This window comes from Nocardioides sp. JCM 18999 (genome assembly GCF_055391175.1).
The window spans coordinates 2689207-2715138 of record NZ_AP043887.1 but is presented as its reverse complement, the minus strand read 5'-3'; the positions used below and the strand labels follow the sequence as shown (position 1 = coordinate 2715138).

At 70.7% G+C, this 25932-nt stretch carries 22 protein-coding genes; 20 read left to right on the top strand and 2 right to left on the bottom strand.

Translation table 11 applies throughout. The features are described 5' to 3' along the window. Window positions 1-52 precede the first annotated feature (52 nt). The 9 genes from ACZ5J1_RS13360 (at window position 53) to tsaD (ending at window position 9850) form a co-directional block, all read left to right on the top strand. The gene (locus ACZ5J1_RS13360; protein WP_464559569.1) at window positions 53-1360 is read left to right on the top strand and encodes an aminotransferase class III-fold pyridoxal phosphate-dependent enzyme; all 1308 of its coding nucleotides are present in this window, start codon (window positions 53-55) and stop codon (window positions 1358-1360) included. 53 nt (window positions 1361-1413) lie between these two features. Continuing rightward, entirely contained in the window at window positions 1414-2910 is a 1497-nt protein-coding gene (locus ACZ5J1_RS13355) for a CoA-acylating methylmalonate-semialdehyde dehydrogenase (RefSeq protein ID WP_464559567.1), read from the top strand. A 135-nt stretch (window positions 2911-3045) separates the two neighbouring features. Beyond that, window positions 3046-4509, top strand: coding sequence for an NAD(P)H-hydrate dehydratase (locus tag ACZ5J1_RS13350; RefSeq protein ID WP_464559565.1), 1464 nt, complete (start codon window positions 3046-3048; stop codon window positions 4507-4509). Beyond that, the gene (alr, locus tag ACZ5J1_RS13345; protein WP_464559563.1) at window positions 4506-5648 is read left to right on the top strand and encodes an alanine racemase; all 1143 of its coding nucleotides are present in this window, start codon (window positions 4506-4508) and stop codon (window positions 5646-5648) included. Before ACZ5J1_RS13350 ends, alr begins: the two co-directional genes overlap by 4 nt. Beyond that, window positions 5648-6703 (top strand): alpha/beta fold hydrolase, encoded by a 1056-nt coding sequence (locus tag ACZ5J1_RS13340; protein WP_464559561.1) that lies wholly within the window; start codon window positions 5648-5650, stop codon window positions 6701-6703. The genes alr and ACZ5J1_RS13340 overlap by 1 nt, the downstream gene beginning before the upstream one ends. After that, window positions 6700-7677, top strand: a complete 978-nt coding sequence (gene tsaE, locus ACZ5J1_RS13335; RefSeq protein WP_464559559.1) for a tRNA (adenosine(37)-N6)-threonylcarbamoyltransferase complex ATPase subunit type 1 TsaE — start codon at window positions 6700-6702, stop codon at window positions 7675-7677. The genes ACZ5J1_RS13340 and tsaE overlap by 4 nt, the downstream gene beginning before the upstream one ends. Continuing rightward, complete coding sequence (tsaB, locus tag ACZ5J1_RS13330; protein WP_464559557.1) at window positions 7674-8309, top strand: tRNA (adenosine(37)-N6)-threonylcarbamoyltransferase complex dimerization subunit type 1 TsaB; 636 nt, start codon at window positions 7674-7676, stop codon at window positions 8307-8309. Before tsaE ends, tsaB begins: the two co-directional genes overlap by 4 nt. Continuing rightward, on the top strand, window positions 8302-8814 hold the full coding sequence (gene rimI / locus ACZ5J1_RS13325) for a ribosomal protein S18-alanine N-acetyltransferase (RefSeq protein WP_464559555.1): 513 nt from the start codon (window positions 8302-8304) through the stop codon (window positions 8812-8814). The genes tsaB and rimI overlap by 8 nt, the downstream gene beginning before the upstream one ends. Next, window positions 8807-9850 (top strand): tRNA (adenosine(37)-N6)-threonylcarbamoyltransferase complex transferase subunit TsaD, encoded by a 1044-nt coding sequence (tsaD, locus tag ACZ5J1_RS13320; protein WP_464559553.1) that lies wholly within the window; start codon window positions 8807-8809, stop codon window positions 9848-9850. Before rimI ends, tsaD begins: the two co-directional genes overlap by 8 nt. An 85-nt stretch (window positions 9851-9935) precedes the next feature. Here the strand turns inward: tsaD and ACZ5J1_RS13315 are convergent, their stop codons facing one another. Then, entirely contained in the window at window positions 9936-12260 is a 2325-nt protein-coding gene (locus ACZ5J1_RS13315; protein ID WP_464559551.1) for an MMPL family transporter, read from the bottom strand. Window positions 12261-12352: 92 nt separating this feature from the next. Next, window positions 12353-13525: a class I SAM-dependent methyltransferase gene (locus ACZ5J1_RS13310; RefSeq protein WP_464559549.1), complete on the bottom strand. Its 1173-nt coding sequence runs from the start codon at window positions 13523-13525 to the stop codon at window positions 12353-12355. Between the two features lie 134 nt (window positions 13526-13659). Here ACZ5J1_RS13310 and groES point away from each other — a divergent pair, with 134 nt between their 5' ends. The 11 genes from groES (at window position 13660) to ACZ5J1_RS13255 (ending at window position 25913) form a co-directional block, all read left to right on the top strand. Next, a complete protein-coding gene (gene groES / locus ACZ5J1_RS13305) occupies window positions 13660-13956 on the top strand; it encodes a co-chaperone GroES (RefSeq protein ID WP_464564797.1) in 297 nt (98 codons plus the stop codon). A gap of 8 nt (window positions 13957-13964) precedes the next feature. After that, window positions 13965-15587 carry a chaperonin GroEL gene (groL, locus tag ACZ5J1_RS13300; RefSeq protein ID WP_464559547.1) on the top strand — a complete coding sequence of 541 codons (1623 nt, stop codon included), beginning with the start codon at window positions 13965-13967 and terminating at the stop codon, window positions 15585-15587. Between the two features lie 92 nt (window positions 15588-15679). Further along, entirely contained in the window at window positions 15680-16573 is an 894-nt protein-coding gene (locus ACZ5J1_RS13295) for a GNAT family N-acetyltransferase (protein WP_464559545.1), read from the top strand. 11 nt (window positions 16574-16584) lie between these two features. After that, window positions 16585-17973: a S8 family serine peptidase gene (locus ACZ5J1_RS13290; RefSeq protein WP_464559543.1), complete on the top strand. Its 1389-nt coding sequence runs from the start codon at window positions 16585-16587 to the stop codon at window positions 17971-17973. Between the two features lie 41 nt (window positions 17974-18014). Beyond that, on the top strand, window positions 18015-19523 hold the full coding sequence (guaB, locus tag ACZ5J1_RS13285) for an IMP dehydrogenase (protein ID WP_464559541.1): 1509 nt from the start codon (window positions 18015-18017) through the stop codon (window positions 19521-19523). Window positions 19524-19541: 18 nt separating this feature from the next. Then, window positions 19542-19937, top strand: a complete 396-nt coding sequence (locus ACZ5J1_RS13280) for an RNA-binding S4 domain-containing protein (RefSeq protein ID WP_464559539.1) — start codon at window positions 19542-19544, stop codon at window positions 19935-19937. 21 nt (window positions 19938-19958) lie between these two features. Further along, window positions 19959-20783 carry a maleylpyruvate isomerase family mycothiol-dependent enzyme gene (locus ACZ5J1_RS13275; RefSeq protein ID WP_464559537.1) on the top strand — a complete coding sequence of 275 codons (825 nt, stop codon included), beginning with the start codon at window positions 19959-19961 and terminating at the stop codon, window positions 20781-20783. Window positions 20784-20954: 171 nt separating this feature from the next. Then, entirely contained in the window at window positions 20955-22067 is a 1113-nt protein-coding gene (locus ACZ5J1_RS13270; RefSeq protein ID WP_464559535.1) for a GuaB3 family IMP dehydrogenase-related protein, read from the top strand. Window positions 22068-22135: 68 nt separating this feature from the next. Further along, complete coding sequence (locus ACZ5J1_RS13265; RefSeq protein ID WP_464559533.1) at window positions 22136-23302, top strand: phosphotransferase family protein; 1167 nt, start codon at window positions 22136-22138, stop codon at window positions 23300-23302. Further along, window positions 23299-24453: an Rv3169 family protein gene (locus tag ACZ5J1_RS13260; RefSeq protein WP_464559531.1), complete on the top strand. Its 1155-nt coding sequence runs from the start codon at window positions 23299-23301 to the stop codon at window positions 24451-24453. Before ACZ5J1_RS13265 ends, ACZ5J1_RS13260 begins: the two co-directional genes overlap by 4 nt. After that, on the top strand, window positions 24450-25913 hold the full coding sequence (locus ACZ5J1_RS13255; protein WP_464559529.1) for an aldehyde dehydrogenase: 1464 nt from the start codon (window positions 24450-24452) through the stop codon (window positions 25911-25913). The genes ACZ5J1_RS13260 and ACZ5J1_RS13255 overlap by 4 nt, the downstream gene beginning before the upstream one ends. Window positions 25914-25932 lie beyond the last annotated feature (19 nt).

Below are 25932 nucleotides of genomic sequence, written 5' to 3'. Positions count from 1 at the left end.
CGAAGCGAATACGCTCATCGACTATCGAATTCGAACGGTGAGGGCTAGATCGATGTCACACGAGGTATCCAACGACGAGGCGCTCGCGCTCGACCCGGCCTTCGTCTTCCACTCCTGGTCCGCCCAGGGCTCGCTCGCGCCTCTGCCCATCGCCGGCGGATCCGGCTGCCAGGTCTGGGACCACGACGGCCGCACCTACCTGGACTTCTCCTCGCAGCTGGTCAACGTCAACATCGGGTTCGGCCACCCGACGGTGGTGGCGGCGATCCAGGAGCAGGCCGCCCGGCTGGCCACCGTCGCCCCCGCCGCGGCGAACTACGAGCGTGGTCGGGCCGCACGGATGATCCTCGACCGCGCCCCCGCCGGTTTCGCCAAGGTCTTCTTCACCAACGGTGGTGCCGACGCCAACGAGAACGCGATCCGGATGGCGCGCCAGGTCACCGGCCGCGCCAAGGTGCTCTCCACCTACCGCAGCTACCACGGCAACACCGGCTCGGCGATCGTCGCCACCGGTGACTGGCGCCGTCCCGCGGGCAACGAGTTCGCCCGCGACCACGTGCACTTCTTCGGCCCGTACCTCTACCGCTCCGAGTTCTGGGCGACCACACCGGAGGAGGAGTCCGCGCGGGCGCTGCAGCACCTGCGTCGCGTGATCGAGTCCGAGGGCCCGGCCACCATCGCCGCGCTGCTGATCGAGTCCGTCCCCGGCACGGCCGGCATCCTGATGCCGCCGCCGGGCTACCTCGCCGGAGTCCGCGCCCTGGCCGACGAGTTCGGCATCGTCCTGATCACCGACGAGGTGATGGCCGGCTTCGGTCGGACCGGTGAGTGGCTGGCGCTCGACGCCTTCGACTACACCCCCGACCTGATCACCTTCGCCAAGGGCGTGAACTCCGGGTACGTCCCGGTCGGCGGCGTGATCATCTCCGAGGAGATCTCCGCGGCCTTCGACGCGAAGGTGTTCCCCGGTGGTCTGACCTACTCGGGGCACCCGCTCGCGATGGCCTCGATCATCGCGGCCCTGGACGCCATGGAGACCGAGGGGATCGTGGCGAACGCCAAGCGGATCGGCCTCGAGGTCATCACTCCCGCGCTGGAGAAGTTCAAGGCGTCGTACGACGTCGTCGGGGAGGTCCGCGGAGCCGGTGTGTTCCACGCGATCGAGCTGGTCTCGGACCGCGACAAGCGCACCCCGCTCGCGGCGGCCGACATGGCCGCGATCAAGGCCAAGCTCCTCGGGCACAACCTGCTCCCGTTCATCCAGGAGAACCGCATCCACGTCGTCCCGCCGTGCATCGTCACCGACGCCGAGGCCCACCAGGGCCTCGCGATCATCGACGACGTGCTCGGCTCGCTCTGACCCTGTCTGACCCTGTCTCACCCACCGCACCCCACCTCGAAAGCCTGATACCCATGTCCCTGCCCACCGTCGATCACTTCATCGGAGGGGCTTTCACCCCTGGCTCCGGCACCCGTCTGGGTGACGTCTACGACCCCGCCCTGGGCGTCGTGACCAAGCAGGTCCGGCTCGGCTCCACTGCTGATGTCAACGCGGCCGTCGAGGCCGCCAGCAAGGCGTTCGAGGACTGGTCGCAGGCCTCCATCGCCCGCCGGACCCAGGTGCTGTTCGCGTTCCGCGAGCTGCTCAACGCCCGCAAGGGAGAGCTCGCCGAGATCATCACCGCCGAGCACGGCAAGGTGCTCTCCGACGCCGGCGGTGAGATCGCCCGCGGCCTCGAGGTCGTCGAGTTCGCCTGCGGCATCGCGCACCTGCAGAAGGGTGCGTTCTCCGAGCAGGCCTCGACCGGCGTCGACGTGTACTCGCTGCGCCAGCCGATCGGTGTGGTCGGCGTGATCAGCCCGTTCAACTTCCCGGCGATGGTCCCGATGTGGTTCTTCCCGATCGCGATCGCGACCGGCAACACCGTCGTGGTCAAGCCCTCGGAGAAGGACCCGTCGGCGCTGAACTGGGTCGCCTCGCTGTGGGAGGAAGCCGGCCTGCCCGCCGGCGTCTTCAACGTCGTGCACGGTGACAAGGAGGCCGTCGACGCGCTGCTGGAGCACCCCGACGTCGCCTCGATCTCGTTCGTCGGCTCGACCCCCATCGCGCAGTACGTCTACGAGACCGGCACGAAGAACGGCAAGCGCGTCCAGGCCCTCGGTGGCGCCAAGAACCACATGCTGGTGCTGCCCGACGCCGACCTCGACCTGGTCGCCGACTCCGCGATCAACGCCGGCTTCGGCTCGGCGGGGGAGCGCTGCATGGCGATCTCCGTCGTCGTGGCCGTCGACTCGATCGCCGACGAGCTGGTCTCCAAGGTGACGTCGCGGATGGCGGAGCTCCGCACCGGTGACGGTCGCCGTGGCTGCGACATGGGCCCGCTCATCACCGGCGTCCACCGGGACAAGGTGGAGTCCTACATCGACGTCGCCATCGCCGACGGAGCGACCGTCGTCGTGGACGGCCGCGGCGGCGAGATCGACGGAGACCCCGCCGGCTTCTGGCTCAACCCGACCCTGATCGACCACGTGCCGACGACCTCGAAGGTGTACACCGAGGAGATCTTCGGCCCGGTGCTCTCGATCGTCCGCGTGCCGGGCTACGAGGAAGGGCTGGCGCTGATCAACTCCGGCGCCTTCGGCAACGGCACCGCGATCTTCACCAACGACGGTGGCGCCGCCCGCCGCTTCCAGCGCGAGGTCGAGGTCGGCATGGTCGGCATCAACGTCCCGATCCCCGTCCCCGTCGCCTACCACTCCTTCGGCGGCTGGAAGGCGTCCCTCTTCGGTGACACCAAGGCCTACGGCACCCACGGCGTCGACTTCTTCACCCGCGAGAAGGCCGTCACCTCCCGCTGGCTCGACCCGTCCCACGGCGGCATCAACCTCGGGTTCCCGCAGAACTCGTGAAGCCGAGGAAAGCCGCGCTTGCGCGTGCTTGACGAGGCAAGCGTGTTTGCGTCGCGCAGCGACGCCGAACCACTGAGGTTTGTTGGTTCGCCGAGGTGGCCGGTCTGGTCCGTCGAGGTGGCCTAAGTTGGCGTCGTGAAGTTCGCGCACACGGTCGAGCAGATCCGGGCTGCCGAACACGCACACCCTGATCTGGCGTCGGGCGCGCTCATGCAACGGGCGGCGGCCGGTCTCGCGACGTCCGTGATCCGGTTCCTCGGCGGGATCTACGGCCGTCGGGTCGTGCTCCTGGTCGGCTCCGGCGACAACGGCGGCGACGCCTTGTACGCCGGCGCGCGACTGGCTCGCCGCGGAGCACGGGTCGAGGCATGGCTGCTGGGCTCCACGGCACACGACCGTGGCCTCGCGGCGCTGCGCGCCGCCGGCGGACTGGTCTCGGTGCCGCGTCCGCTGCGGGCCGGTGAGGTCGACGTCGTGATCGACGGGATCGTCGGGATCGGCGGTCGGCCTGGGCTGACGCCGGCCGCGGCTGAGGCGGTCATCCCGATCCATCCGTCGATCCCGATCGTGGCGGTCGACGTCCCCAGCGGTGTCGACGTCGACACCGGTGAGCTCGGGCGCGGGGTGATGGCGGTCTGCGCGGACCTGACTGTCACCTTCGGCACGCACCGGATCGCCCACCTGGTCGACCCGGCCGCGGCCAACGTCGGTCGGGTCGAGCTGGTCGACCTCGGGCTCGCGCTCCCGAAGGCCCCCGTGGAGGCGCTCGAAGCCGCCGACGTGGCACGCCTCCTGCCGCGTCCTCAGCCCGACGGACACAAGTACACCCGCGGCGTCGTCGGCGTCCGGGCCGGATCATCGACCTATCCCGGGGCGGCGCTGCTGGCGGTCGCGGGAGCCAACACCGGCCTCGCGGGCATGGTCCGCTACGTCGGATCGGCAGCGGCCGAGATCAAGGTCGCGCACCCCGAGGTGGTCGGGGACGGTCGCGTGCAGGCCTGGGTGGTGGGGCCCGGTGGCGGAGACGAGGCCGCAGCCCAGGTGGAGGCCGCGGTCGCGGACGACGTACCGCTGGTGGTGGACGCTGACGCTCTGAAGGCGTGGAAGGAGCGACCAGACCGGCCATCTCGGCCGACCACACGGGCCATCTCGGCGGACCAGACGGGCCATCTCGGCGACGAACCACCGACCACCGTCCTCACTCCGCATGCGGGGGAGCTGGCGGCACTGCTCGGGGTGGAGCGGGCCGAGGTCGAGGCGCGGCCGCTGCACTTCGTCACCACGGCAGCGGACACGTTCCATGCCGTGGTGCTGCTCAAGGGGCGGCGGACGCTGGTCGCGCAGCCGGGCGGGGCGACCCGGGTGAACCTCACCGGCACGCCGTGGCTCGGCACCGCGGGGGCCGGTGACGTGCTGGCCGGGCTGATCGGCAGCCTGCTCGCTGCGGGACTGAGCCCGTTCGACGCGGCCAGCGTCGGGGCGTGGCTGCACGGTGAGGCCGGGACTCGCGCCGGGAGTGGCGGACCTCTCACCGCCTCGCGGGTGGCGCAGGTGCTGCCAGCGGTGATCGCGGGCGTGATGCGAGAATCGAGCCCATGAGCGCCGAGATCGTCATCGACCTGGCTGCCCTGAAACACAACCTCCGCACCCTCACCGCCGTCGTCGGCGTGCCGGTGATGACCGTGGTCAAGGCCGACGGCTACGGCCACGGGATGGTCGAGGTCGCCCGCGCGGCCCGCGAGGCCGGGTCGACCTGGCTCGGCGTGGCCACCCTCGACGAGGCCGTGGCCCTGCGCGAGGCCGGCGACACCGGCCGGCTGCTGTGCTGGCTCTCCACCCTCGCCGACGACTTCGCCCCCGCGGTGGCGCGTGACGTCGACGTCAGCGCCTACGACATCGCCACCCTGGAGCGGATCGCCGCCGCCGGCGCCGCCACCGGCACCGTGCCGCGCGTCCACCTCAAGGTCGACACCGGTCTCTCCCGCGGTGGCTCGATGCCCGCCCAGTGGCGCGAGCTGTTCCAGCACACCCGAGCCGGGCACGAGGAGGGCCGGTGGGCGTTCACCGGAATCTTCAGCCACTTCGCCACCAGCGAGGAACCCGACAACCCGAGCAACGCCGCGCAGGAGGCCATCTTCCGCGAGGCGCTCGCGGTCCTCGACGAGGTCGGGCTCGTCCCCGAGGTGCGGCACCTGGCCAACTCCGCCGGCGCGGTGCTGCGCCCCAGCGCCCGGTTCGACCTGGTCCGCATCGGGATCGCCGCCTACGGCCTCGACCCGAGCGCCGGCCTGATGGCCGACCTCGTCCTGCGTCCCGTGATGAGCGTGTGCACCCAGCTCGCGCTGGTGAAGCAGATCCCCGCCGGTGCGGCGGTCTCGTACGGCGGCCACTGGCGTGCTCCCGAGGCGACCTGGGTCGGTCTCGTGCCGGTCGGCTACGCGGAAGGCATCTCGCGGTCGGCGGCCAACGTCGGTGAGGTCTGGATCGCCGGGAAGCGCCGCCCGATCCGCGGCTCGATCTGCATGGACCAGTTCGTCGTCGACCTCGGTCCCGACGGCGCCGAGCTGGCGCCGGGGGAGCCGGTCATCGTGCTCGGAGCGGGCGACGACGGCGAGCCCACCGCCGCCGACTGGGCCGACTACACCGGCACGATCCACTACGAGGTCGTCACCCGTCTGGGTGGCAGACTGGTCCGGCGTTACGTCGACACGACCGACGACACCACCGAGGAGATCTGATGGGCCTGAGCGGACGGATCGCTGGCGCGGCGGCGGGAGCCGTCGGCGTCCTGGCCGCCGGCGGCGCCGTCCGGGTGGCCCAGCGCCGGCGGGGCATCTCGCGGCGGGCCGGAGACGCGGCCCCGTTCGGATCCCTGCACGCCCCGCCGCACACCGTGATCACCGACGACGGGGTCCCGCTGCACGTCGAGGTCGACGAGCTCCCCGACGCCGTACCGGGACAGGCACCGGCGCTGACCGTCGTCTTCGTGCACGGCTACGCGCTCAACCTGAACTGCTGGCACTTCCAGCGCGCCGCCTACCGCGGCCTGGTCCGCACCGTCTTCTACGACCAGCGCTCGCACGGACGCAGCGGCCGCGGTGACATCAAGGGCGGCACGATCGACCAGCTCGGCCGCGACCTCAAGTCGGTCCTCGATGCCGTCGTGCCCGAAGGGCCCGTCGTCCTGGTCGGGCACTCGATGGGCGGCATGACGCTGGTCGCGTTCGCCGAGCAGTTCCCTGAGCTGATCGGCACCCGCGTGGTCGGTACCGCGCTCATCTCCACCACCGCCGGCGGCCTCAACCCGGCGCGGATCTTCTTCCCGGTCGTGCCGTCGCGGCTGAGCTCCCCGATCACCGGTGGCACCGTCCGCACCCTGGCCCGCGGCCACCGCGCCGTCGACGGGGTGCGCCGGATCGGGCGCGGCATCGCGATGGTCGCCACCGACTCGTTCGCCTTCGGGGACGAGGTCCCGCCGTCGTACGTCGAGTTCGTCGACGACATGCTCTCCGCGACCCCGTTCCAGGTCGTGGCCGAGTTCTTCCCGGGGTTCGGGGACTTCGACAAGTTCGACCACGCCGGCAACCTCGGCGCCGCCGCCTGCACCGTCATCGGCGGTACGTCGGACAAGCTGACGTCGATCGGCCACAGCCGCAAGCTGCACGCGCACATCCCCGGGTCGTCCCTGGTCGAGTGCCACGGCGCCGGCCACATGGTCATCCTCGAACGGCACGGGCAGGTCAACGCCGCCCTGGACCAGCTGCTCTCGGCCGCCCGGATGGCGCGTCCGTGACCCAGCAGACCCAGCAGGCGCAGATCGACGAGCTCGCTGAGCTCACCACCGAACGCGTCGGTCCCGAGGCTGCGGCCGAGGTCCTCGCGATCATCCACGCCGCCTTCGGCGCGCGGCCCGTGCTCGACCCGCCGGCCGACGCCGATGCGGAGGACGAGGCGTCGATCGCCGCGAAGCTGGCCGCCTTCGGGGGGCTGATCGCACGCCGCGACGGCCGCGGCGTCGGCACCCTGATCCTCGACCCGGTGGGACGGACCCTCTTCATCCGCCGCTTCTCGGTCATGCCCAGCGAGCAGGGACACGGGATCGCCCGCGTCATGGTCGACCGGGTCGCGGCGGCCGTCAGCGACGAGTTCACCGACCTGGCCGTGATCGCCCGCGAGGAGCTGCCCCGCAACCTGCGGTTCTGGGATCGGGAGGGCTTCCGCGAGGTCAGTCGGCGCTCGCCGTACGTCGAGATGCGCCGTCCGCTCCAGACCCACGTCTGCACGGTCGCGACGAGCGACCAGATGCAGCACCTGGGCGCCCGGCTCGCCCATGTCCTGGCGGCCGGTGACCTGCTCGTCCTCAGCGGCGAGCTCGGTGCGGGCAAGACCACCTTCACCCAGGGCCTGGCCGAAGGGCTCGGCGTGCGCGGCCCGATCACCTCGCCGACGTTCGTGATCGCGCGGGTGCACCCGTCCCTGGTGGGCGGGCCCGAGCTGATCCACGCCGACGCCTACCGGCTCGGCGGCATCGCCGAGCTCGACGACCTCGACCTCGACACCGAGATCGACCAGGCCGTCACGGTGGTCGAGTGGGGCACCGGCCTGGCGGAGGGGCTCAGCGAGTCCCGGCTCGAGGTGTCGGTGACCCGCGCCCTGACCGCCGAGGAGCTCGACGGCGACGACGACCCCCGGCGGGTCGAGATCACCCCCGTCGGTGCTCGCTGGCACGACGTTGACTGGGCCCTGATCACGGCGGTGACCGAATGACGCTCCTGCTCGCGTTCGACACCGCCACCCCACAGGTCGCGGTCGCGCTGCACGACGGCACCGACGTGGTCGCCGACCTCGTCTCCGACGCTCCGATGAAGCACGCCGAGCAGCTGGCACCGCTGATCGAGCAGGCGTTGACGGCCGTCGGCGCGACTCCCGCTGATCTGACCAGGATCGCGGTCGGCGTCGGACCGGGGCCGTTCACCGGCCTGCGGGTCGGCCTCGTGACCGCGAGGACGATGGCGTTCGCGCTCGACCTCGAGGTCGCCGGCGTGTGCAGCCTCGACGTGCTCGCCCTCGAAGCGGTCGAGACCGGCCTGCTGGACGGGGCAGCGAGCGGACCGTTCCAGGTCGCGACCGACGCCCGCCGCAAGGAGGTCTACTTCGCGACCTACGGCCCCGATGCCGCCCGGATCACCGGGCCGGTCGTGGACAAGCCGGCGACGCTGCACAACCACCTCCTGACCGTCGGCGAGGGCACCGCGCTGTATCCCGACGCGTTCCCCACCTCGGCCGGGCCGACCCGACCCAGCGCGGCCTGGCTGGCCCGCGGGGTGGTCGGGGACCGGTTCGAGCTCCTGCCGCCCGAGCCGCTCTACCTGCGGCGTCCGGATGCTTTCGGTGCCTGAGCTCCCGGAGAGCGAGAGCTGGCTGGAGATCCGGTCGGCCGTTGCTGCGGACCTCGAGGCGGTCGCCGACTCCGAGGTGGAGTCTTTCCCCGACGACGCCTGGACCCTGGAGTACCTCGCCGCGGTGGTCGCGGGCCAGCTGCCCACGATCCGGCTGCTCGTGGTCGCGGACTCCGGTCGGGTCGTCGGCCACGCCATCGTCTCGATCCTCTTCGAGGACGCCGAGCTGCAGCGGATCGCCGTGCTGCCGTCGGACCGTCGTCGTGGTCTCGCTCGTGTCCTCCTTCGGTCTGCGGAGACGCTCAGTCAGTCGGAGGGTGCCGAGCGGATGCTGCTCGAGGTCCGCGAGACGAACGCCGGGGCACTGGCGCTCTACCGTTCGACCGGCTTCGCCGAGATCGATCGACGCGTTGGCTACTACCGTGATGGGACGAATGGCATCGTGCTGGAGAAGAGGCTGGACGCCCCGACCGGCGCAGTGAACCTGGAGGTCAGCGATGAATGAACCGCTCGTGCTCGGTATCGAGACCTCGTGCGACGAGACGGGGATCGGCATCGTCCGGGGGCACACGCTGCTCGCCGACGCCGTGGCCAGCTCGGTCGAGGAGCACGCCCGCTTCGGCGGCGTCGTCCCCGAGGTCGCCAGCCGTGCCCACCTCGAGGCGATGGTGCCGACCATCCAGCGGGCCTGCGAGACCGCCGGCATCTCGCTGCGCGACGTCGACGGGATCGCGGTGACGGCCGGTCCGGGCCTCGCCGGAGCGCTGCTCGTGGGAGTGGCGGCGGCCAAGTCGCTCGCGCTGGCGCTGGACAAGCCGATCTACGGGGTCAACCACCTCGCCGCCCACGTCGCCGTCGACCAGCTCGAGCACGGCCCGCTGCCGGAGCCGTCCATCGCCATGCTGGTGAGCGGCGGCCACTCGAGCCTGCTCAAGGTCACCGACCTGACCCTCGGCGTCACGCCGATGGGTGCCACCATCGACGACGCCGCGGGGGAGGCCTTCGACAAGGTCGCTCGCCTGCTCGGCCTCGGCTTCCCCGGTGGCCCGATCATCGACCGCGAGGCGCGCAGCGGCTCCAGCATCGCGATCGACTTCCCGCGCGGACTCTCGAGCCGGAAGGACCTGGAGCGGCACCGGTTCGACTTCTCCTTCAGCGGCCTCAAGACCGCCGTCGCTCGGTGGGTCGAGACCCAGCAGCGGCTCGGTGAGCAGATCCCGGTCGCCGACGTGGCCGCCTCGTTCCAGGAGGCCGTCTGCGACATCCTCGTGCGCAAGGCGCTCGACGCGTGTGCCAGCGAGGGCGTGGAGGACCTGGTGATCGGTGGCGGCGTCGCGGCCAACTCCCGGCTGCGTGCCCTGGCCGAGGAGCGCGCCGCCAAGATCGGGGTCCGCGTCCGCGTCCCGCGACCGGGCCTGTGCACCGACAACGGTGCCATGGTCGCCGCGCTGGGCGCCGAGATGGTCGCACGCGGTCGCACCCCCAGCGACCTCGGTCTGCCCGCCGACTCGAGCCAGCCGATCGAGACCGTCCTCGTCTGACAGGGTCCGACCTGGTCTGAAATGCCGAATCGGCGCACCCCGTGAGGGATGCGCCGATTCGTGGCAGACCGGGGCTGGTCGAGGATCAGACCTCGACGAGCTCCCGCTCCTTGAGGTCGTCGCCCTCGCGCGGCTCGTCACCGTGGCCGGGCCACCAGGCGGCGTGCCCGATGATCGCGGTCAGTGCCGGGGTGAAGACCAGCGCCATCACGAACGCGGCGATCACGATGCCGAACGACACGGCGAAGCCCATCGTCGTCATGAACGCGTTGCCCGCCAGCATCAGCGAGGCGAACGTGCCGGCCAGGATCAGGCCCGCGGCACCGACCGTCGGACCGGCGTGCCGGATCGCCTGGGCAGCTGCCTCGCGCGGGTCGCGGCCCTCACGAGCCTCTTCACGCAGACGGGTGATCATCAGGATGTTGTAGTCCGTGCCCAGTGCCACCACGAACAGGTAGATCAGGATCGGCAGCATGAACAGCAGGCCGTCGTCGCCCTTGATGTTCTGGAACAGCAGGGTGGTGGCGCCCAGCGTCGCGGTGAAGCCGAGGCCGACCGAGATCATCAGGTACCACGGGGCGACCAGCGAACGGAGCACGAGCATCAGGATCAGCAGCGTGATCCCGGCGGCGACCGGGAAGACCACCTTGTAGTCGCGCGACATCGCAGCCTTGAAGTCGACGAACACCGACGTGAGACCACCGACGTAGGCCTCCGTCCCCTCCGGGGCGGCGGCGTGGATCGCCGGGCGGACGACGTTCTTGACCTCGTCGATCGCGGCGTCCGACGACGGGTCGCTGTCGAGCAGCAGCGAGGCGATGGCGATCGTCGGCTCGTCCGGCGACGGGATCACCGTCGGCAGGCCGTTCTCGCCCTTGACCAGGGTCGTGCCGGGGATGGTCTCCAGGGCGGTGCCGAACTCGGCCAGCTCCTCCTGGGTCAGCGGGGTGCCGTCGGTCGAGTGCAGCACCACGATCGTGGGCTGGGTCGCGCCGGCGCTGAAGCCCTTGTCCTCCATCCGCTGCTGCGTGACCACGGACTCGACCGCCTGCGAGGAGGAGGACTCGTCGATGTTGAACAGCGGCGTGAAGTTGATCGCGAAGATCGAGAACAGCACGAGCACGGCGCCCGAGGCGATCGCCCACGGGACCGGACGCTTGCCGACCGAGTTGCCCAGACGGGCGTACGCCGTCTTGTCCTCGTCCTTCGGAGCGCGCTCGCCACGGATCTTGGAGATCGGCCAGCCGATCAGCCAGATCAGGGCGCCGATGATCGCGGAGAGGATCACGTAGGGCAGGAACAGGATGCAGAAGGCGACCTTGGAGACGATCCGCGCGCCGCGGGAGGTGGTGGTCGGCGCGACGCCGATGGACTTCCACTCCTTGGCGGGCCACAGGATGGCCGGACCGACGACCGAGACGACGGCCGGGACGAGGGTGATCGCGCCGACCAGGGTGACGCCGACGCCGATGGCCAGGGTCGGGCCGATCGAGCGGAACATGCCGAGCGAGGACAGGATCAGCGTCATGAAGGCGACGAACACGGCGCCACCGGCGGAGAAGATCGCCTCACCGGCACGCTCGACGGCGTACTCGACCGAGTGCTGGTGGTCGTAGCCTTCACGGATCCGCTCGCGGTAGCGGAACAGGTAGAAGAGCACGTAGTCGGTGCCGACACCGAAGAGCACCACGATCATCATCACGCTGGTGGAGTCGTCGGCCTGCAGACCGAACCAGTCGGTGGCGAAGGCGACCAGGCCGGTGGCGACCTGGGACAGGAACACAGCGATCAGGTAGATCGGCAGGGCGGTGACCGGACCGCTGCGGAAGATCAGCGACAGCAGCAGGATGATCAGCACGATCGTGGCGATACCGACGATCGCCTCAGCCTGGGAGCCCGACTGCGACTGGTCGTAGGACTGGGCCAGGTTGCCGGTCACACCGGTGCGCAGGTCCGTCCCCTCGATCGCCTGCTTGAGGTCGTCGCGCAGCGTCTTGATCTGGTCGAGGTCGTCCTGGTCCTGGCCGGTGACACCCTCGGCGAGGTCGAGGTTGACGATCACGGCCAGCTTCTCGGGCGCGGTGATCGGCTCCTCGATGGCGCTGAAAGCGTCACCGAGCTCGAGGTTGTCGCTGATCGCGGCGATCTTGGCGAGGTCCTCGTCCGTGAGCGGCTGGTCGTCGGGCCGGTCGAAGACGATCGTCGCGCCCACGTCCTGCTTGGACGGGAACGCGTCCGCCATCAGGTTCGTGGCCTTGATCGACTCGTAGTGCTTCGGCAGGAAGTCGGCCTGGTCGGTGACGCTCTCCGTCTTGGGATGGAAGGCGACCACGACGGCGGTCAGCACGATCCACCCGGCGATGATGAACCACGGGCGACGGGCCGCAAGACGGCCGAGGGCAGCGAACATAGGCAAAAATCTACCGGGAATCTGAGAATGCTCAGCACCACCGGTCGCCGAATCCACGTGATTCAGGACGCAATCAGGGAGAACCCTGAGAGCTACAGGGGTTCCACCGAGAAGCAGCGTCCCTCGCCGGCCACCCGGGTCAGCACGATCGTGGCCTCATTGGACCCCTGCAGGGAGAGGGCCTTGCGCAGCTTCTCCGGTACGACGGCCACGGCACGCTTCTTGATCGTCAGCCGCCCCACACCTCGCTCACGCAGTGCCGCGCGCAGCTGCTTCTCCCGGTACGGCAGCTCCTCGAGCACCCGGTAGGACGAGGCGAACGGGGTCCGGAACGCGGAGTCGGAGGTGACGTAGGCGATGTGTTCGTCGACCAGGCCGCCGTCGACCCCGGCGGCCACCGCGGTGACCAGGCCGGCCCGGATGACGGCGCCGTCGGGCTCGTAGAGGAACGACCCCATGTCACGCACACCCTGCTCGCCCGGGTCGTCCTCGTCGGTCAGGGTGGCCAGGCCGCCGGAACCGATCACGGTCGCCCGGCGCCGTACGGTGGCGAGACGGCCCGACCACAGCGCCGCCTCCTTGACCTCGCCTCGGTCGCTGACCCACTCGCCCTCGACGCCGTCGGGGATGAGCGCGTGGTCGATCCCGGGCGCGACCTTCACGCAGGCGTCCCGGTCGAAGAGGGTGGAGACCCAGTCCCACGGCGGCGTCCAGCCGTCGGTCGCCAGCTCGCGCCCCTTCGCCGCGTTGTTGCGGCGCCGGGCCGGGTCGGCGAACGCGACGGTGAAACCGGAGTGGTCGACCCGGGTGGCGTCGGCCTCGGAGACCGCTCCGGGCAGTCCGAGGGCGTCGAGGTTGGCGCGTGCGACGGCGACCCGCTCCGGGTCCAGGTCGATCCCCGCCGCGGTGATGCCGGCCCGCGAGACGGCGATCAGGTCCCCGCCGATCCCGCAGCCGAGATCGATCAGGGACGCCGCCTCGAACGCCACCAGCCGCGAGGCCCGGTGCTCGGCGACGCTCAGCCGGGTGGCCTGCTCCAGGCCGTCGGGGGTGAAGTACATCCGCTCGGCGAGATCGCCGAACTTCGCCACCGCACGGCGACGCAGGTCGACCTGGGTGCAGGCCACGGCGACGCGTTCGGCGGAGGCCTCGGCGCGCAGCCGGGTCTGGGCCGCGAGCGGGTCGAGGTCGGCCAGCTCGGTGGCCGCGGTGAGGAGACGCTGGCCCTCGGCCGTGAGCAGCCAGGTGAAGGCGTCGAGGTCCACAGGAGGAACCTATCGGTGAAGCTATCGGGACTCGCCTAGCACTCCATTGCATCGAGTGCTAACGTCGCTATTGGCACTCTCGTGGTGAGTGTGCCAATTCAGACGTGAACGAAACGCGCGAAGGAGTCGGCATCGTGTCGATCAACATCAAGCCTCTCGAGGACCGCATCATCATCAAGCAGGTCGAGGCTGAGCAGACCACCGCGTCGGGCCTCGTCATTCCCGACACCGCCAAGGAGAAGCCGCAGGAGGGCGAGGTCCTCGCTGTCGGCCCCGGTCGGTTCAACGAGGACGGCGACGAGCGCATCCCGCTCGACGTCAAGGTCGGCGACAAGGTCATCTACAGCAAGTACGGCGGCACCGAGATCAAGTACGGCGGCGAGGACTACCTGATCCTCTCCGCCCGTGACGTCCTCGCCATCGTCGGCTGAGGTCTCTGATGCCGAAGATTCTTGAGTTCGACGAGCAGGCTCGCCGCTCGCTCGAGCGTGGCGTCGACGCCCTGGCCAACGCGGTCAAGGTGACGCTCGGTCCGAAGGGTCGCTACGTCGTCCTGGACAAGAAGTGGGGCGCTCCGACCATCACCAACGACGGTGTCACCGTCGCGCGTGAGATCGAGCTCGACGACCCGTTCGAGAACCTGGGTGCCCAGCTGACCAAGGAGGTCGCCACCAAGACCAACGACGTCGCTGGTGACGGCACCACGACGGCGACGGTCCTGGCGCAGGCGCTGGTCCACGAGGGCCTCCGTGCCGTCGCGGCCGGCACCAACCCGATGGGCCTCAAGCGCGGCATGGACCTGGCGGCGCAGGCCGTCTCGGCCAAGCTGCTCGAGACCGCCAAGCCGGTCGCCGAGAAGTCGGAGATGGCGTCCGTCGCCACGATCTCCAGCCGTGACGAGCACATCGGCGAGCTGCTCGCCGAGGCGTTCGACAAGGTCGGCAAGGACGGCGTCATCACGGTCGAGGAGTCCTCGACCCCGACGACCGACCTCGAGTTCACCGAGGGCATGCAGTTCGACAAGGGCTACATCTCGGCGTACTTCGTCTCCGACCCGGAGCGGATGGAGGCCGTCCTCGACGACCCGTACATCCTCCTCGTCCAGGGCAAGGTCTCCTCGATCCAGGAGCTCCTGCCGCTGCTGGAGAAGGTCATCGCCGCCGGCAAGTCGCTCTTCATCATCGCCGAGGACGTCGAGGGCGAAGCCCTCTCGACCCTGGTCGTGAACAAGATCAAGGGCACCTTCAACGCGGTCGCCGTCAAGGCTCCCGCGTTCGGTGACCGCCGCAAGGCGATCCTCGAGGACATCGCGATCCTCACCGGCGCCCAGGTCGTGGCTCCCGAGGTCGGGCTCAAGCTCGACCAGGTCGGCCTCGAGGTGCTCGGCACGGCCCGCCGGATCGTCGTCTCCAAGGACAACACCACGATCGTCGACGGTGGCGGCGACGCCAACGCCGTCAACGCTCGCGTCGGCCAGATCCAGGGCGAGATCGCCAACAGCGACTCCGACTGGGACCGGGAGAAGCTCCAGGAGCGTCTCGCGAAGCTCGCCGGTGGCGTCTGCGTGATCAAGGTCGGGGCTCACACCGAGGTGGAGCTCAAGGAGAAGAAGCACCGGATCGAGGACGCCGTCTCCGCGACGCGCGCCGCGATCGAGGAGGGCATCGTCGCCGGCGGTGGCTCCGCGCTCATCCACGCCGTCTCCGTGCTCGAGGGTGACCTCGGCCTGAGCGGCGAGGAGGCGATCGGCGTGCGCATCGTGCGCAAGGCCGCCGAGGAGCCGCTCCGCTGGATCGCCGAGAACGGTGGCGTCAACGGCTACGTCGTGACCACCAAGGTCCGCGAGCTCGGTGCCGGCCAGGGGTACAACGCTGCCACTGGTGAGTACACCGACCTCGTCGCCCAGGGCGTCATCGACCCGGTCAAGGTCACGCGCTCCGCGCTGATCAACGCCGTCTCGATCGCCGGCCTGCTGCTCACGACCGAGACCCTGGTCGTGGACAAGCCGGAAGAGGAAGAGCCCGCTGCTGCGGGTGGCCACGGCCACGGCCACGGTCACTGAGAAGTACCACTCGAACGGCGTCGGACCTCGGTCCGGCGCCGTTCGCCATTTCATGAAATATTGAGGCAATCTCCGTCCGGCAGACTGTGGGCATGCTGTGGAGAATCCGCGCCACGATGTCCGACCAGCCCGGCGCTCTGGCCACCCTCGCGCTCGCGTTCGGCGAAGCGGGGGTCAACATCCTCGCCCTGCAGGTGTTCCCGGGGATCGAGGACGTGACCGACGAGATCGTGGTCCGTGCGCCCGAGGGTGCCGACCTCGCCGGGATCCTGCGCGGTGCCGGCGCCAGCCACGTCGTGGTGCAGCCGTGCACCGAGTCCGCGCTCTCGGACCAGCCCACGCTCTACGTGCGCGCCGCCCGCGCCGTCCTCGAACGACCATCCTCCTTCCCGGAGGTGGTGGCCCGCCTCTTCGACGCCGAGCCCGACCCGGTCGACGGCCAGCCCGGCGAGATGGCCGAGTTCACGGTCGGTGACGTGCGCGTCGCCGTGCACCGGACGGCGCCCTTCACCTCGACCGAGCAGGCCCGCGGCGAGGCGATCGCCGGCCTGGTCAGCGACGTCCTGGCACGCGAGCACGAGACGGCGGTGCTCGCCTCCAACGCCGGCGGTCGACGTCTCGGGGCGGGCGCGACCCCGGAGTTCAGCGCCGACGGGGCCAGCGTGTCGGCCTCCATCGACGGCGAGGTGGTCGGCACCGCCGTCGTCCAGGACGCGCTCGCGAACGAGGACGGCGACATCGTGCGGTCGATCGACCTCAAGGTCGATGCCGCCTGGCAGCGGCGCGGGATCGGCACCCGGCTGCTCACCGACGCTGCACGGCTGGCGAGCGGGCTCGGCGCCGACGAGATCCTGCTGACCACCCGGGCCGACAACCAGGCCGTGCTGCCGATGGTGCTGGCCGCGGGGCTGCGCGGACGGATCCGGATGGCGGGGGAGGACCTCACCGTGCGCGTTCCGATCCGTGACCTTCGACCCCTGTCCTGAGTTAGGCAGGCATGCGCCTGCTCCGCACCGCCGCCGCTGCCCTCGCCCTGACGCTCCCGGTGGCGGCCCTCGCCGCTCCCGCGCAGGCCGCGGCGAGTGACCCGCTCCGTCCCCAGCAGTGGGGGCTGACCCGGATCAGTGCGGACCAGGCCCAGACCCGGAGCACGGGGGTCGGTGTGGTCGTCGCCGTCATCGACACCGGCGTCGACCTGCAGCACCCCGACCTGCGCGGCCGTCTGGTGCCGGGAGCGACCTTCGTCGGCTGCCCGTCGACCACGTCCTGCGGCAACGGGGACTGGGGCGGCAGCGCCGGCACCAGCAGCGCGCAGAAGAAGCTCGACGTCACCAACGGTCACGGCACCCACGTCGCCGGCATCATCGCCGCGGCGGGCCACAACGGGGTCGGGATCCGCGGAGTCGCGCCGAACGCGAGGATCATGCCGATCAAGGTGTTGAAGGACGGCGAGGGCCTCACCGACGACATCTCCCGCGGGATCCGCTGGGCCGTCGACCACGGGGCTGACGTGATCAACATGAGCCTGGGCGGGGACGGGATCCAGGACCAGCTGGAGCCCCTGACGCAGACCATGACGCCGGCCGTCGAGTACGCCCTCGGACAGGGCGTCGTGGTGGTCGCAGCCGCGGGCAACAGCGGTCCCGTCCCGTTCTGCTCCACCCCGGCCAACATCGCCGGCGTGCTCTGCGTCAGCGCGGTCGGCCCCGACGGCCACATCGCCTCCTACAGCCAGGGCGGGATGTTCTCGGCCGACACGGTGGCCGCTCCGGGCGGGGCGGGCACGGATGGCACCTGCGCGACCGGTGTCGTCTCGACCTTCCCGTCGGACTCCGCGGTCGGTGGCGGCTGCGGCGGTGACCACTACTACGTGATGGACGGCACCTCGATGGCCGCGCCGCACGTCGCGGGGATCGCCGCCCTCCTGCTCGCCCAGTGCCGGACCGCGACGCAGACCGTGGCCGCCATCGAGGACACCGCCCAGGTGCCCGGCGACGCCGGCCCGCTGGAGCAGTCCGCCTACGGCCACGGACTGGTCGACGCGAACCGCGCCGTCACCGCCGCCGGGGCGGCCTGCACCCGGACTCCGCCGCGGGCCACGGCAGCGCTCGCCGCCGGGCGCTTCAGCGTCGCCCGGCACGGCAAGCGGCTCACCGTGCGCGTCCCGGTCACCAACCGGGGCGATGCCTCGTCGAAGCGGGTCACACTCGTCGTCCGGGTCGCGGGCCGCACCGTCGCCGAGAAGACCCTCGCGCCGATCGCGCCCGGAAAGACCCGATCGGTCACCGTCAGGGTGCCGATGCGGAAGTCCTGGAAGGGCAGGACGAAGACCTGGTCGGTGGTCGTCGGCAGCCACGCCGTGCGGCAGCGGGTGACGGTGGGCTGAGCCGGTTCGCGACTCCCGGGAGGCTCCCGTAGGATTTCGTCATGGAGTCCCCCGAGGTGCCCGGTAAGTTCGCCACTCTTGGCCTGACGTACGACGACGTACTTCTGCTGCCGGGGTATTCCGACCTCGCCCCGGACGAGATCGACACCACCAGCCGGCTGACCCGCGAGATCTCGCTGCGCGTCCCGCTGATCAGTGCCGCGATGGACACCGTCACCGAGTCCCGGATGGCCATCGCGATGGCCCGGCAGGGCGGCATCGGCGTGCTCCACCGCAACCTCTCGATCGAGGACCAGGCGTACCAGGTCGACCTGGTCAAGCGCACCCAGACCGGGATCATCTCCAACCCGGTCACGATCACCGCCGACGCGACGCTGGAGCAGCTCGACCAGCTCGCCGGGGAGTACCGCATCTCCGGCTTCCCCGTCGTCGACGCCGAGCACCGCCTGATCGGCATCGTCACCAACCGCGACCTGCGCTTCACCCCCGTCGCCGAGTGGGCCACCACCAAGGTCGACGAAGTCATGACGCACATGCCGCTGATCACCGGCCCCGTCGGGATCGACCGCGACGAGGCCACCGCTCTGCTCCGCCAGCACAAGCTCGAGCGGCTCCCGCTGCTCGACGCCGACGGCAAGCTCGCCGGCCTGATCACGGTCAAGGACTTCGTGAAGTCCGAGCAGTTCCCGCTGGCCTCCAAGGATGCCGACGGCCGCCTCATGGTCGGTGCGGCGATCGGCTACTTCGGCGACGCCTGGGAGCGCGCCACCACCCTGATCGACGCCGGTGTCGACGTCCTCGTCGCCGACACCGCGCACGGCAACGTCCGGATGCTGATCGACATGGTCAAGCGGCTCAAGACCGACCCGGCCACCCAGCACGTCCAGGTGATCGGCGGCAACGTCGCCACTCGTGCCGGCGCGCAGAGCTTCGTCGACGCGGGCGTCGACGGGATCAAGGTCGGCGTCGGCCCGGGCTCGATCTGCACCACCCGCATCGTGACCGGTGTCGGCGTCCCGCAGATCAGCGCCGTCTACGAGGCCAGCCTGGCCGCCAAGCCGGCCGGGATCCCGGTCATCGCCGACGGCGGTCTGCGCTACTCCGGCGAGATCGGCAAGGCCATCGTCGCCGGCGCCGACACGGTGATGCTCGGCTCGATGCTCGCCGGCACCGAGGAGACCCCCGGCGACCTGATCCTGGTCAACGGCAAGCAGTTCAAGGCCTACCGCGGGATGGGCTCGATGGGTGCCATGTCGAGCCGCGGCAAGAAGTCCTACTCCAAGGACCGCTACTTCCAGGCCGAGGTCACCAGCGACGACATGATCGTGCCCGAGGGTGTCGAGGGCCAGGTCGCCTACAAGGGCTCGGTCGGCACCGTCGCGCACCAGCTCGTCGGCGGTCTGCACCAGACGATGTTCTACGTCGGAGCCCGCACGATCGGGGAGCTGCAGGAGAACGGCCGCTTCATGCGGATCACCTCGGCCTCCCTCAAGGAATCGCACCCGCACGATGTCCAGGTCACCGTCGAGGCCCCGAACTACCACAGCTGACACCGGGCTGATCAGCGCATGACCCGCGTCGACGCCTGGGTCTGGGCGGTGCGGCTCGCGCCGTCCCGGTCCCAGGCCACCGCGGGGGCCAAGGCCGGCCACATCCGGATCAACGGGGACCGGGCCAAGCCGGCCTCGACGGTCAAGATCGGTGACGAGGTCCGGGTCTACAACACCCACGACAAGCGCGAGCACGTCGTGGTGGTGCGCCAGCTGCTGGTCAAGCGGGTCTCGGCCACGGTCGCCGCGACGGCGTACGACGACATGACGCCCGCCCTGCCGCCCAAGCCCGAGCGGGTGGCCACGCCGTTCGAGCGCGAACGGGGGACCGGACGCCCGACGAAGCGGGACCGGCGGCTCCTCGACCGGCTGCGCTCCGGCGAGTTCGACGAGGAGCCACCCCGGCCGGACTGAGGCCCGACTAGGGTGCGGCGCATGGGTGATGACGTCGACGTCCTGTGGAACCACATCGAGGTCTGGAAGGCGAGCGCCGACGACGTCAAGGGGCTCCTCCGCGAGCTCGACGCCGCCGAGTGGGACCTCCCGACCGAGCTGCCGGGATGGGACGTCCGTGCCGTCGCCGCCCACCTGGCCCACCTCGAGTCCGAGCTGGCGGGCAACAAGCAGGACGAGGTCGAGGTCCCCGAGGCCGAGCACATCGTCGGCCTGATGGGCCAGTTCACCGAACGCGGCCCGATCGCCCGCCGGGAGTGGGAGACCGACGCGATCATCGACGAGTTCGGGCAGTCGGTCGCCGCCCGCTACGAGAAGCTCGCCGGGGATCCGCCCGAGGACGGCTCGGCGCTCGCGCCGGGCTTCGCCGGGCTGATCGGCTGGAGCTGGGCGACCCTGCTCTCCAACCGGCCGTTCGACATCTGGATGCACGAGCAGGACATCCGCCGCGCGACCGGACGTCCGGGTGGGCTGACCACCGTCGGGGCCGCGCACGCGGCGGACGTCATCGCCCGGTCGCTGCCGTTCGTCTTCGGCAAGCGGGCCGGTGCGCCGATCGGGTCCACCCTCGTCCTCGAGATCACCGGAGCCTCGCCGCAGACCCACGCCGTGCGGATCGGGGAGAACGGCCGCGGGGTCGCGATCTCCGAGGTCCCGGCCGAGCCCACGGTGCGGCTCGTGCTCGACTTCGCCGACTGGATCGCCTTGGCCGGCGGCCGGATCCAGCGCGACGCGGTGGACGCCGTGACCGAGGGCGATCTCGAGCTGGGGGAGCGCGTGCTCAGCAGCATGGCCGTGACCCCCTAGGGCGCGTCGTCCCAGTCGACCGGCGCCCCCACGGCGCCGCATCCCGACCGGCTGCGTTGTCGGCACTCGGCGCAGCCCGCTGCGCTCTCGCACCTCCGCCTTGCCGGATCGGGCGCGGCCACCGCGGGATGCGCTTCGGCCGACCGGGACGACACGCCCTAGACTCAGCGGGTGACTGAGATCGAGATCGGCCGGGCCAAGCGGGCGCGTCGCGCCTACGGTTTCGACGACGTGGCCATCGTGCCGAGTCGTCGTACCCGTGACCCCGAGGAGGTCAGCGTCGACTGGCAGATCGACGCCTACCGCTTCGAGCTGCCGATCCTCGCCGCCCCCATGGACTCGGTGATGTCCCCGGCCACCGCGATCGCGCTCGGCAAGTTCGGCGGTCTCGGTGTGCTCAACCTCGAAGGCATCTGGACCCGCTACGAGTCACCCGAGTCGGTGCTCGAGGAGCTGGCCGGCCTCACCGGGGCCGATGCCACCCGCCGGATGCAGGAGATCTACGCCGAGCCGATCAAGGCCGAGCTGATCACCCAGCGTCTGCGCGAGATCCGCGACGCCGGCGTCACCGTCGCCGGTGCGCTCAGCCCGCAGCGGACCAAGGAGTTCGCCAAGACCGTCACCGACGCCGGCGTCGACCTGTTCGTCATCCGCGGCACCACCGTCTCGGCCGAGCACGTCAGCAGCCAGGCCGAGCCGCTGAACCTCAAGGAGTTCATCTACGAGCTCGACGTCCCGGTGATCGTGGGCGGCTGCGCCACCCACCAGGCCGCGCTGCACCTGATGCGCACCGGCGCCGCCGGCGTCCTGGTCGGTTTCGGTGGCGGTGCTGCGCACACCACCCGCACCGTCCTCGGTGTCGCGGTGCCGATGGCCAGCGCGGTCGCCGACGTGGCCGCGGCGCGACGGGACTACCTCGACGAGTCCGGCGGTCGCTACGTGCACGTCATCGCCGACGGCTCGATCGGCACCTCCGGCGACCTCGCCAAGGCGATCGCCTGCGGTGCGGACGCCGTCATGGTCGGCTCGCCGTTCGCCCGCGCCGCCGAGGCCCCCGGCCACGGCTTCCACTGGGGCTCGGAGGCGCACCACGCGGTGCTCCCGCGGGGCCAGCGGGTCGAGTTCGAGACCGTCGGTTCGCTCGAGCAGATCCTGTTCGGTCCGAGCTTCATGGCCGACGGCACGATGAACCTGATCGGTGCCCTCAAGCGCGCGATGGCCACCACCGGGTACACGGAGCTCAAGGAGTTCCAGCGCATCGAGGTCGTCGTCTCGACCGACTGAGGACTACTGGGGTCCCAAGTCGGGACTGGTCATTGACATGTGGAACACGTTCTAGAAATGTGTGACGCGTGACACAGACCCCGTCTTCAGCCGAGGTCCCGGCCGAGCTGGCCGAGATGACCCTGCAGCGCACGTCCCGCAGCCACGAGGAGATGGGCCGAGCGCTCACCACCTGGTTCACCGAGGTCCTTCCTCGGGGTCAGCATCCGGAGGTCGTCCTCCACGCCGACGTCAACGCCAACGGCATGTCGAGCGAGACCGTCCTCCTCGACCTGGTCACCACCGAGGAGGGACAGCGGGTCACCCGCGGGTACGTCGCCCGGGTGGCGCCCGCCGAGGCCGACCTGCCGGTCTTCCCGACCTACCGGCTCAAGGACCAGTTCGAGGCGATGCGCCTGGCCGGCGAGCTCGCCGGCGTTCCGGTGCCCGCGGTGCGGTTCCTCGAGCCGACCGGACGGATCCTCGGGACCCCGTTCTTCCTGATGGAGCGCGTCGACGGCGTCGTACCGCCGGACGTGCTGCCCTACCCGTTCGGCGGCAACTGGCTCTTCGACGCCGCCCCCGAGCAGCAGGCGGCCCTGCAGCGCTCCAGCGTCGACGTCCTCGCCCGGCTGCACGCGATCGCCGACCCCCTGACGAACTTCGCGTTCCTCGACCCCGCGGTCACCGGTCACGACGGCGCGACCCCGCTGGCCCGCAACCTGGCCAAGACCCGCGGCTGGTACGACTTCGCGCTCAACGCTCCCGAGGGCAGCCCGCGCTCCCCGCTGATCGAGCGGGGACTGGCCTGGCTCGAGGCCAACCTGCCCGCCACCGACGAGGGCGTGCTGATCTGGGGCGACGCCCGGATCGGCAACATGATGTACGACGACTTCGCGCCCGTGGCCGTGCTCGACTGGGAGATGGCCACCCTCGGTCCGCGCGAGATGGACGTGGCCTGGATGCTCTTCGCGCACAGCGTCTTCCAGGAGATCGCCACCATGCTCGGGCTCGACGGCATGCCCGAGTTCCTCGCCCAGGACGATGTCGTGGCGACGTACGAGGAGCTCAGCGGCGTCAAGCTCGGCGACCTGCAGTGGCACCTCCTGCACTGCGCGGTGCTGTGGGGCTGTGTCTTCCTGCGCACCAGCGCGCGACAGATCCACTTCGGTGAGATCGAGGCGCCCGAGCACCCCGAGTCGGTCTTCCACCACCGTCCGCTGTTGGAGCGCCTGCTCGACGAGGTCGGCGCGTGAGCGAGCACGGCGAGTACGTCGGCCTCGGACCGCTCGACGAGTATCCGATCCACCAGGTCGCCAAGCCGGTGGCGTGGGCCGGTAGCAGTGACCGGCACTTCTACGACCGCTGCTACCTCAACGCCCACGACCGCACGGGCGACATCTTCGCGATCATGGGTCTGGGCTTCTACCCGAACCTCGGCACCAAGGACGCGTTCTTCCTGGTCCGGCGCGGGGACGTCCAGACCGCCGTGCACCTCGGCGACGCCGCCGATCCGCGCGGCGCCGACCGGATGGCGCAGACGGTCGGGAACTTCAGCATCGACGTCGTGGAGCCGCTGCGCGAGCTGCGTCTCCGGCTCCAGGAGACCGAGGGGATCAGCGCCGACCTGCACTGGCGCGGCTCCTTCGACGTCGTCCAGGAGCTGCCGCACGTGATGCGGCAGGGCAGCACCACCACGCTCGACGCCCAGCGCTTCGCCCAGGTCGGCACCTGGGAGGGCGTGATCACCGTCGACGGCGAGGAGATCGCCGTCGACCCCCGGACCTGGGTCGGCACCCGCGACCGCTCGTGGGGGGTCCGTCCGGTCGGCGAGGCACTGCCGCCGGGCAAGCCGTACGACCCGGAGTTCGGCGGGATGTGGTGGCACTACGTCCCGCTGCGCTTCGACGACTTCGCCGTCGTCCTGATCATCCAGGAGACCCCCGACGGCTACCGCACGCTCAACGACTGCACCCGCGTCTTCAACGACGGTCGGGTCGAGCAGCTCGGCTGGCCGCGCGTCGAGATCCGTTACGAGCCGGGCACGCGGACACCCTCCGGGGCGACGTACACGTGCACGACTCCTGACGGGAAGCCCTTCGTCATCGAGGTCGACTCCCTGCTCGCCGTCCCGCTCCACCTCGGCGGCGGGTACGGCGGCGACTCGGACTGGTCGCACGGCCAGTGGCACGGAGCCGGGTTCACCGAGCGTCGCACCTACGACGTCACCGCCCCCGAGAACGTCGGCAAGGTGATGTTCGGCGTCCAGGACCACGTCGGACGGGCGGTCGCCCACGGCTCCGGCATCGACAGCTCCAGCGGCGTCGAGGGGTGGGGGCTCTTCGAGCACGCCGCCCTCGGCCGTCACACTCCCACCGGATTCACAGATTGGTTCGATCTCGCATGAGCACTCTCGGCAACCTCGACAGAGACGCGTTCTACATCGACGGCTGGACCGCACCCGCCTCGAACCAGCTGATCGAAGTGGTCTCCCCGCACAGCGAGGAGGTGATCGCCCGGGTGCCCGAAGGCACCCCGGCCGACATCGACGCCGCGGTGACCGCGGCCCGGCGCGCGTTCGACGAGGGCCCCTGGCCGCGGATGTCGCCGGAGGAGCGGATCGAGATCGTCGCCACCCTCTCCATGCTCTACGCCGGCCGGCTGGAGGAGATGGCCGAGGTGATCTCTCGCGAGATGGGGTCGCCGATCTCGTTCTCCAACCTGGCCCAGTCCCCGGCGCCGTGGATGCAGATCGAGTCGTTCCTCACGATCGCGCGGGCCTTCCCGTGGGAGGAGCGGCGCCCCGGCGCCCTGGGCGCCGACATCCTGGTCCGGCACGAGCCGGTCGGCGTCGTCGCCGCGATCCCGCCGTGGAACGTCCCCCAGTTCACGCTGATCTCCAAGATCGTCCCGGCGCTGCTGACCGGCTGCACCGTGGTCGCCAAGCCGGCCCCGGAGAGCCCGCTCGACGCCTACCTGCTGGCCGAGCTGCTCAGCGAGGCCGGCGTGCCCGACGGGGTGGTCAACATCGTCGCCGGCGGCCGCGAGACCGGTGAGCACCTGGTCCGCCATCCCGGCATCGACAAGATCGCCTTCACCGGCTCCACCGCCGCCGGACGCCGGATCGGCTCCATCGCCGGTGAGCAGCTCAAGCGGGTCTCCCTCGAGCTCGGCGGCAAGTCGGCCGCGATCGCGCTGCCCGACGTCGACGCCGCCTCCCTGGTCGAGGGACTCAAGTTCCTCGGCGTGATGAACTCCGGCCAGGCCTGTGTCGCCCAGACCCGCGTGCTGGTCCCGCGGGAGCGGCACGACGAGCTCGCCGCTGCGATCGCCGAGGGGATCGGGTCGATGAAGGTCGGCGACCCGATGGACCCGGCCACCGAGATCGGCCCGATGGTCGCCCAGCGCCAGCAGGAGCGGGTGGAGAAGTACATCGCGCTCGGCCAGGAGGAGGGCGCCCAGCTGCTGCTCGGCGGCGTCGGCCGTCCCGAAGGGCTCGACCGTGGCTGGTACGTCCGTCCGACCGTCTTCGCCAACGTCAACAACCGCAGCCGGATCGCCCAGGAGGAGATCTTCGGGCCGGTGCTGTCGGTGATCCCGTACGTCGACGTCGACGACGCCGTCCACCTGGCCAACGACTCCGAGTACGGACTGGCGGGCACCGTCTGGACCGCCGACGAGGAGCACGGCCTCGACGTCGCGCGTCGGATCCGCACCGGCACGATCGGGATCAACACGTACACGATGGACTTCGCCGGTCCGTTCGGCGGCTACAAGAACTCCGGCCTCGGCCGCGAGTTCGGGCCCGAGGGTCTGGCGCAGTACACCGAGCTGAAGTCGGTCTACCTCTCGTCGCCGCCCATGTAGACAGCGAGGTGAGGACCGA

Excerpts from the sequence above, each read along its gene's own strand:
- ACZ5J1_RS13360 (WP_464559569.1), top strand. The coding sequence starts at position 53 with ATGTCACACGAGGTATCCAACGACGAGGCGCTCGCGCTCGACCCGGCC.
- ACZ5J1_RS13355 (WP_464559567.1), top strand. The coding sequence starts at position 1,414 with ATGTCCCTGCCCACCGTCGATCACTTCATCGGAGGGGCTTTCACCCCT.
- alr (WP_464559563.1), top strand. The coding sequence starts at position 4,506 with ATGAGCGCCGAGATCGTCATCGACCTGGCTGCCCTGAAACACAACCTC.
- ACZ5J1_RS13340 (WP_464559561.1), top strand. The coding sequence starts at position 5,648 with ATGGGCCTGAGCGGACGGATCGCTGGCGCGGCGGCGGGAGCCGTCGGC.
- tsaB (WP_464559557.1), top strand. The coding sequence starts at position 7,674 with ATGACGCTCCTGCTCGCGTTCGACACCGCCACCCCACAGGTCGCGGTC.
- tsaD (WP_464559553.1), top strand. The coding sequence starts at position 8,807 with ATGAATGAACCGCTCGTGCTCGGTATCGAGACCTCGTGCGACGAGACG.
- ACZ5J1_RS13315 (WP_464559551.1), bottom strand. The coding sequence starts at position 12,260 with ATGTTCGCTGCCCTCGGCCGTCTTGCGGCCCGTCGCCCGTGGTTCATC.
- groL (WP_464559547.1), top strand. The coding sequence starts at position 13,965 with ATGCCGAAGATTCTTGAGTTCGACGAGCAGGCTCGCCGCTCGCTCGAG.
- ACZ5J1_RS13295 (WP_464559545.1), top strand. The coding sequence starts at position 15,680 with ATGCTGTGGAGAATCCGCGCCACGATGTCCGACCAGCCCGGCGCTCTG.
- ACZ5J1_RS13290 (WP_464559543.1), top strand. The coding sequence starts at position 16,585 with ATGCGCCTGCTCCGCACCGCCGCCGCTGCCCTCGCCCTGACGCTCCCG.
- guaB (WP_464559541.1), top strand. The coding sequence starts at position 18,015 with ATGGAGTCCCCCGAGGTGCCCGGTAAGTTCGCCACTCTTGGCCTGACG.
- ACZ5J1_RS13280 (WP_464559539.1), top strand. The coding sequence starts at position 19,542 with ATGACCCGCGTCGACGCCTGGGTCTGGGCGGTGCGGCTCGCGCCGTCC.
- ACZ5J1_RS13275 (WP_464559537.1), top strand. The coding sequence starts at position 19,959 with ATGGGTGATGACGTCGACGTCCTGTGGAACCACATCGAGGTCTGGAAG.
- ACZ5J1_RS13255 (WP_464559529.1), top strand. The coding sequence starts at position 24,450 with ATGAGCACTCTCGGCAACCTCGACAGAGACGCGTTCTACATCGACGGC.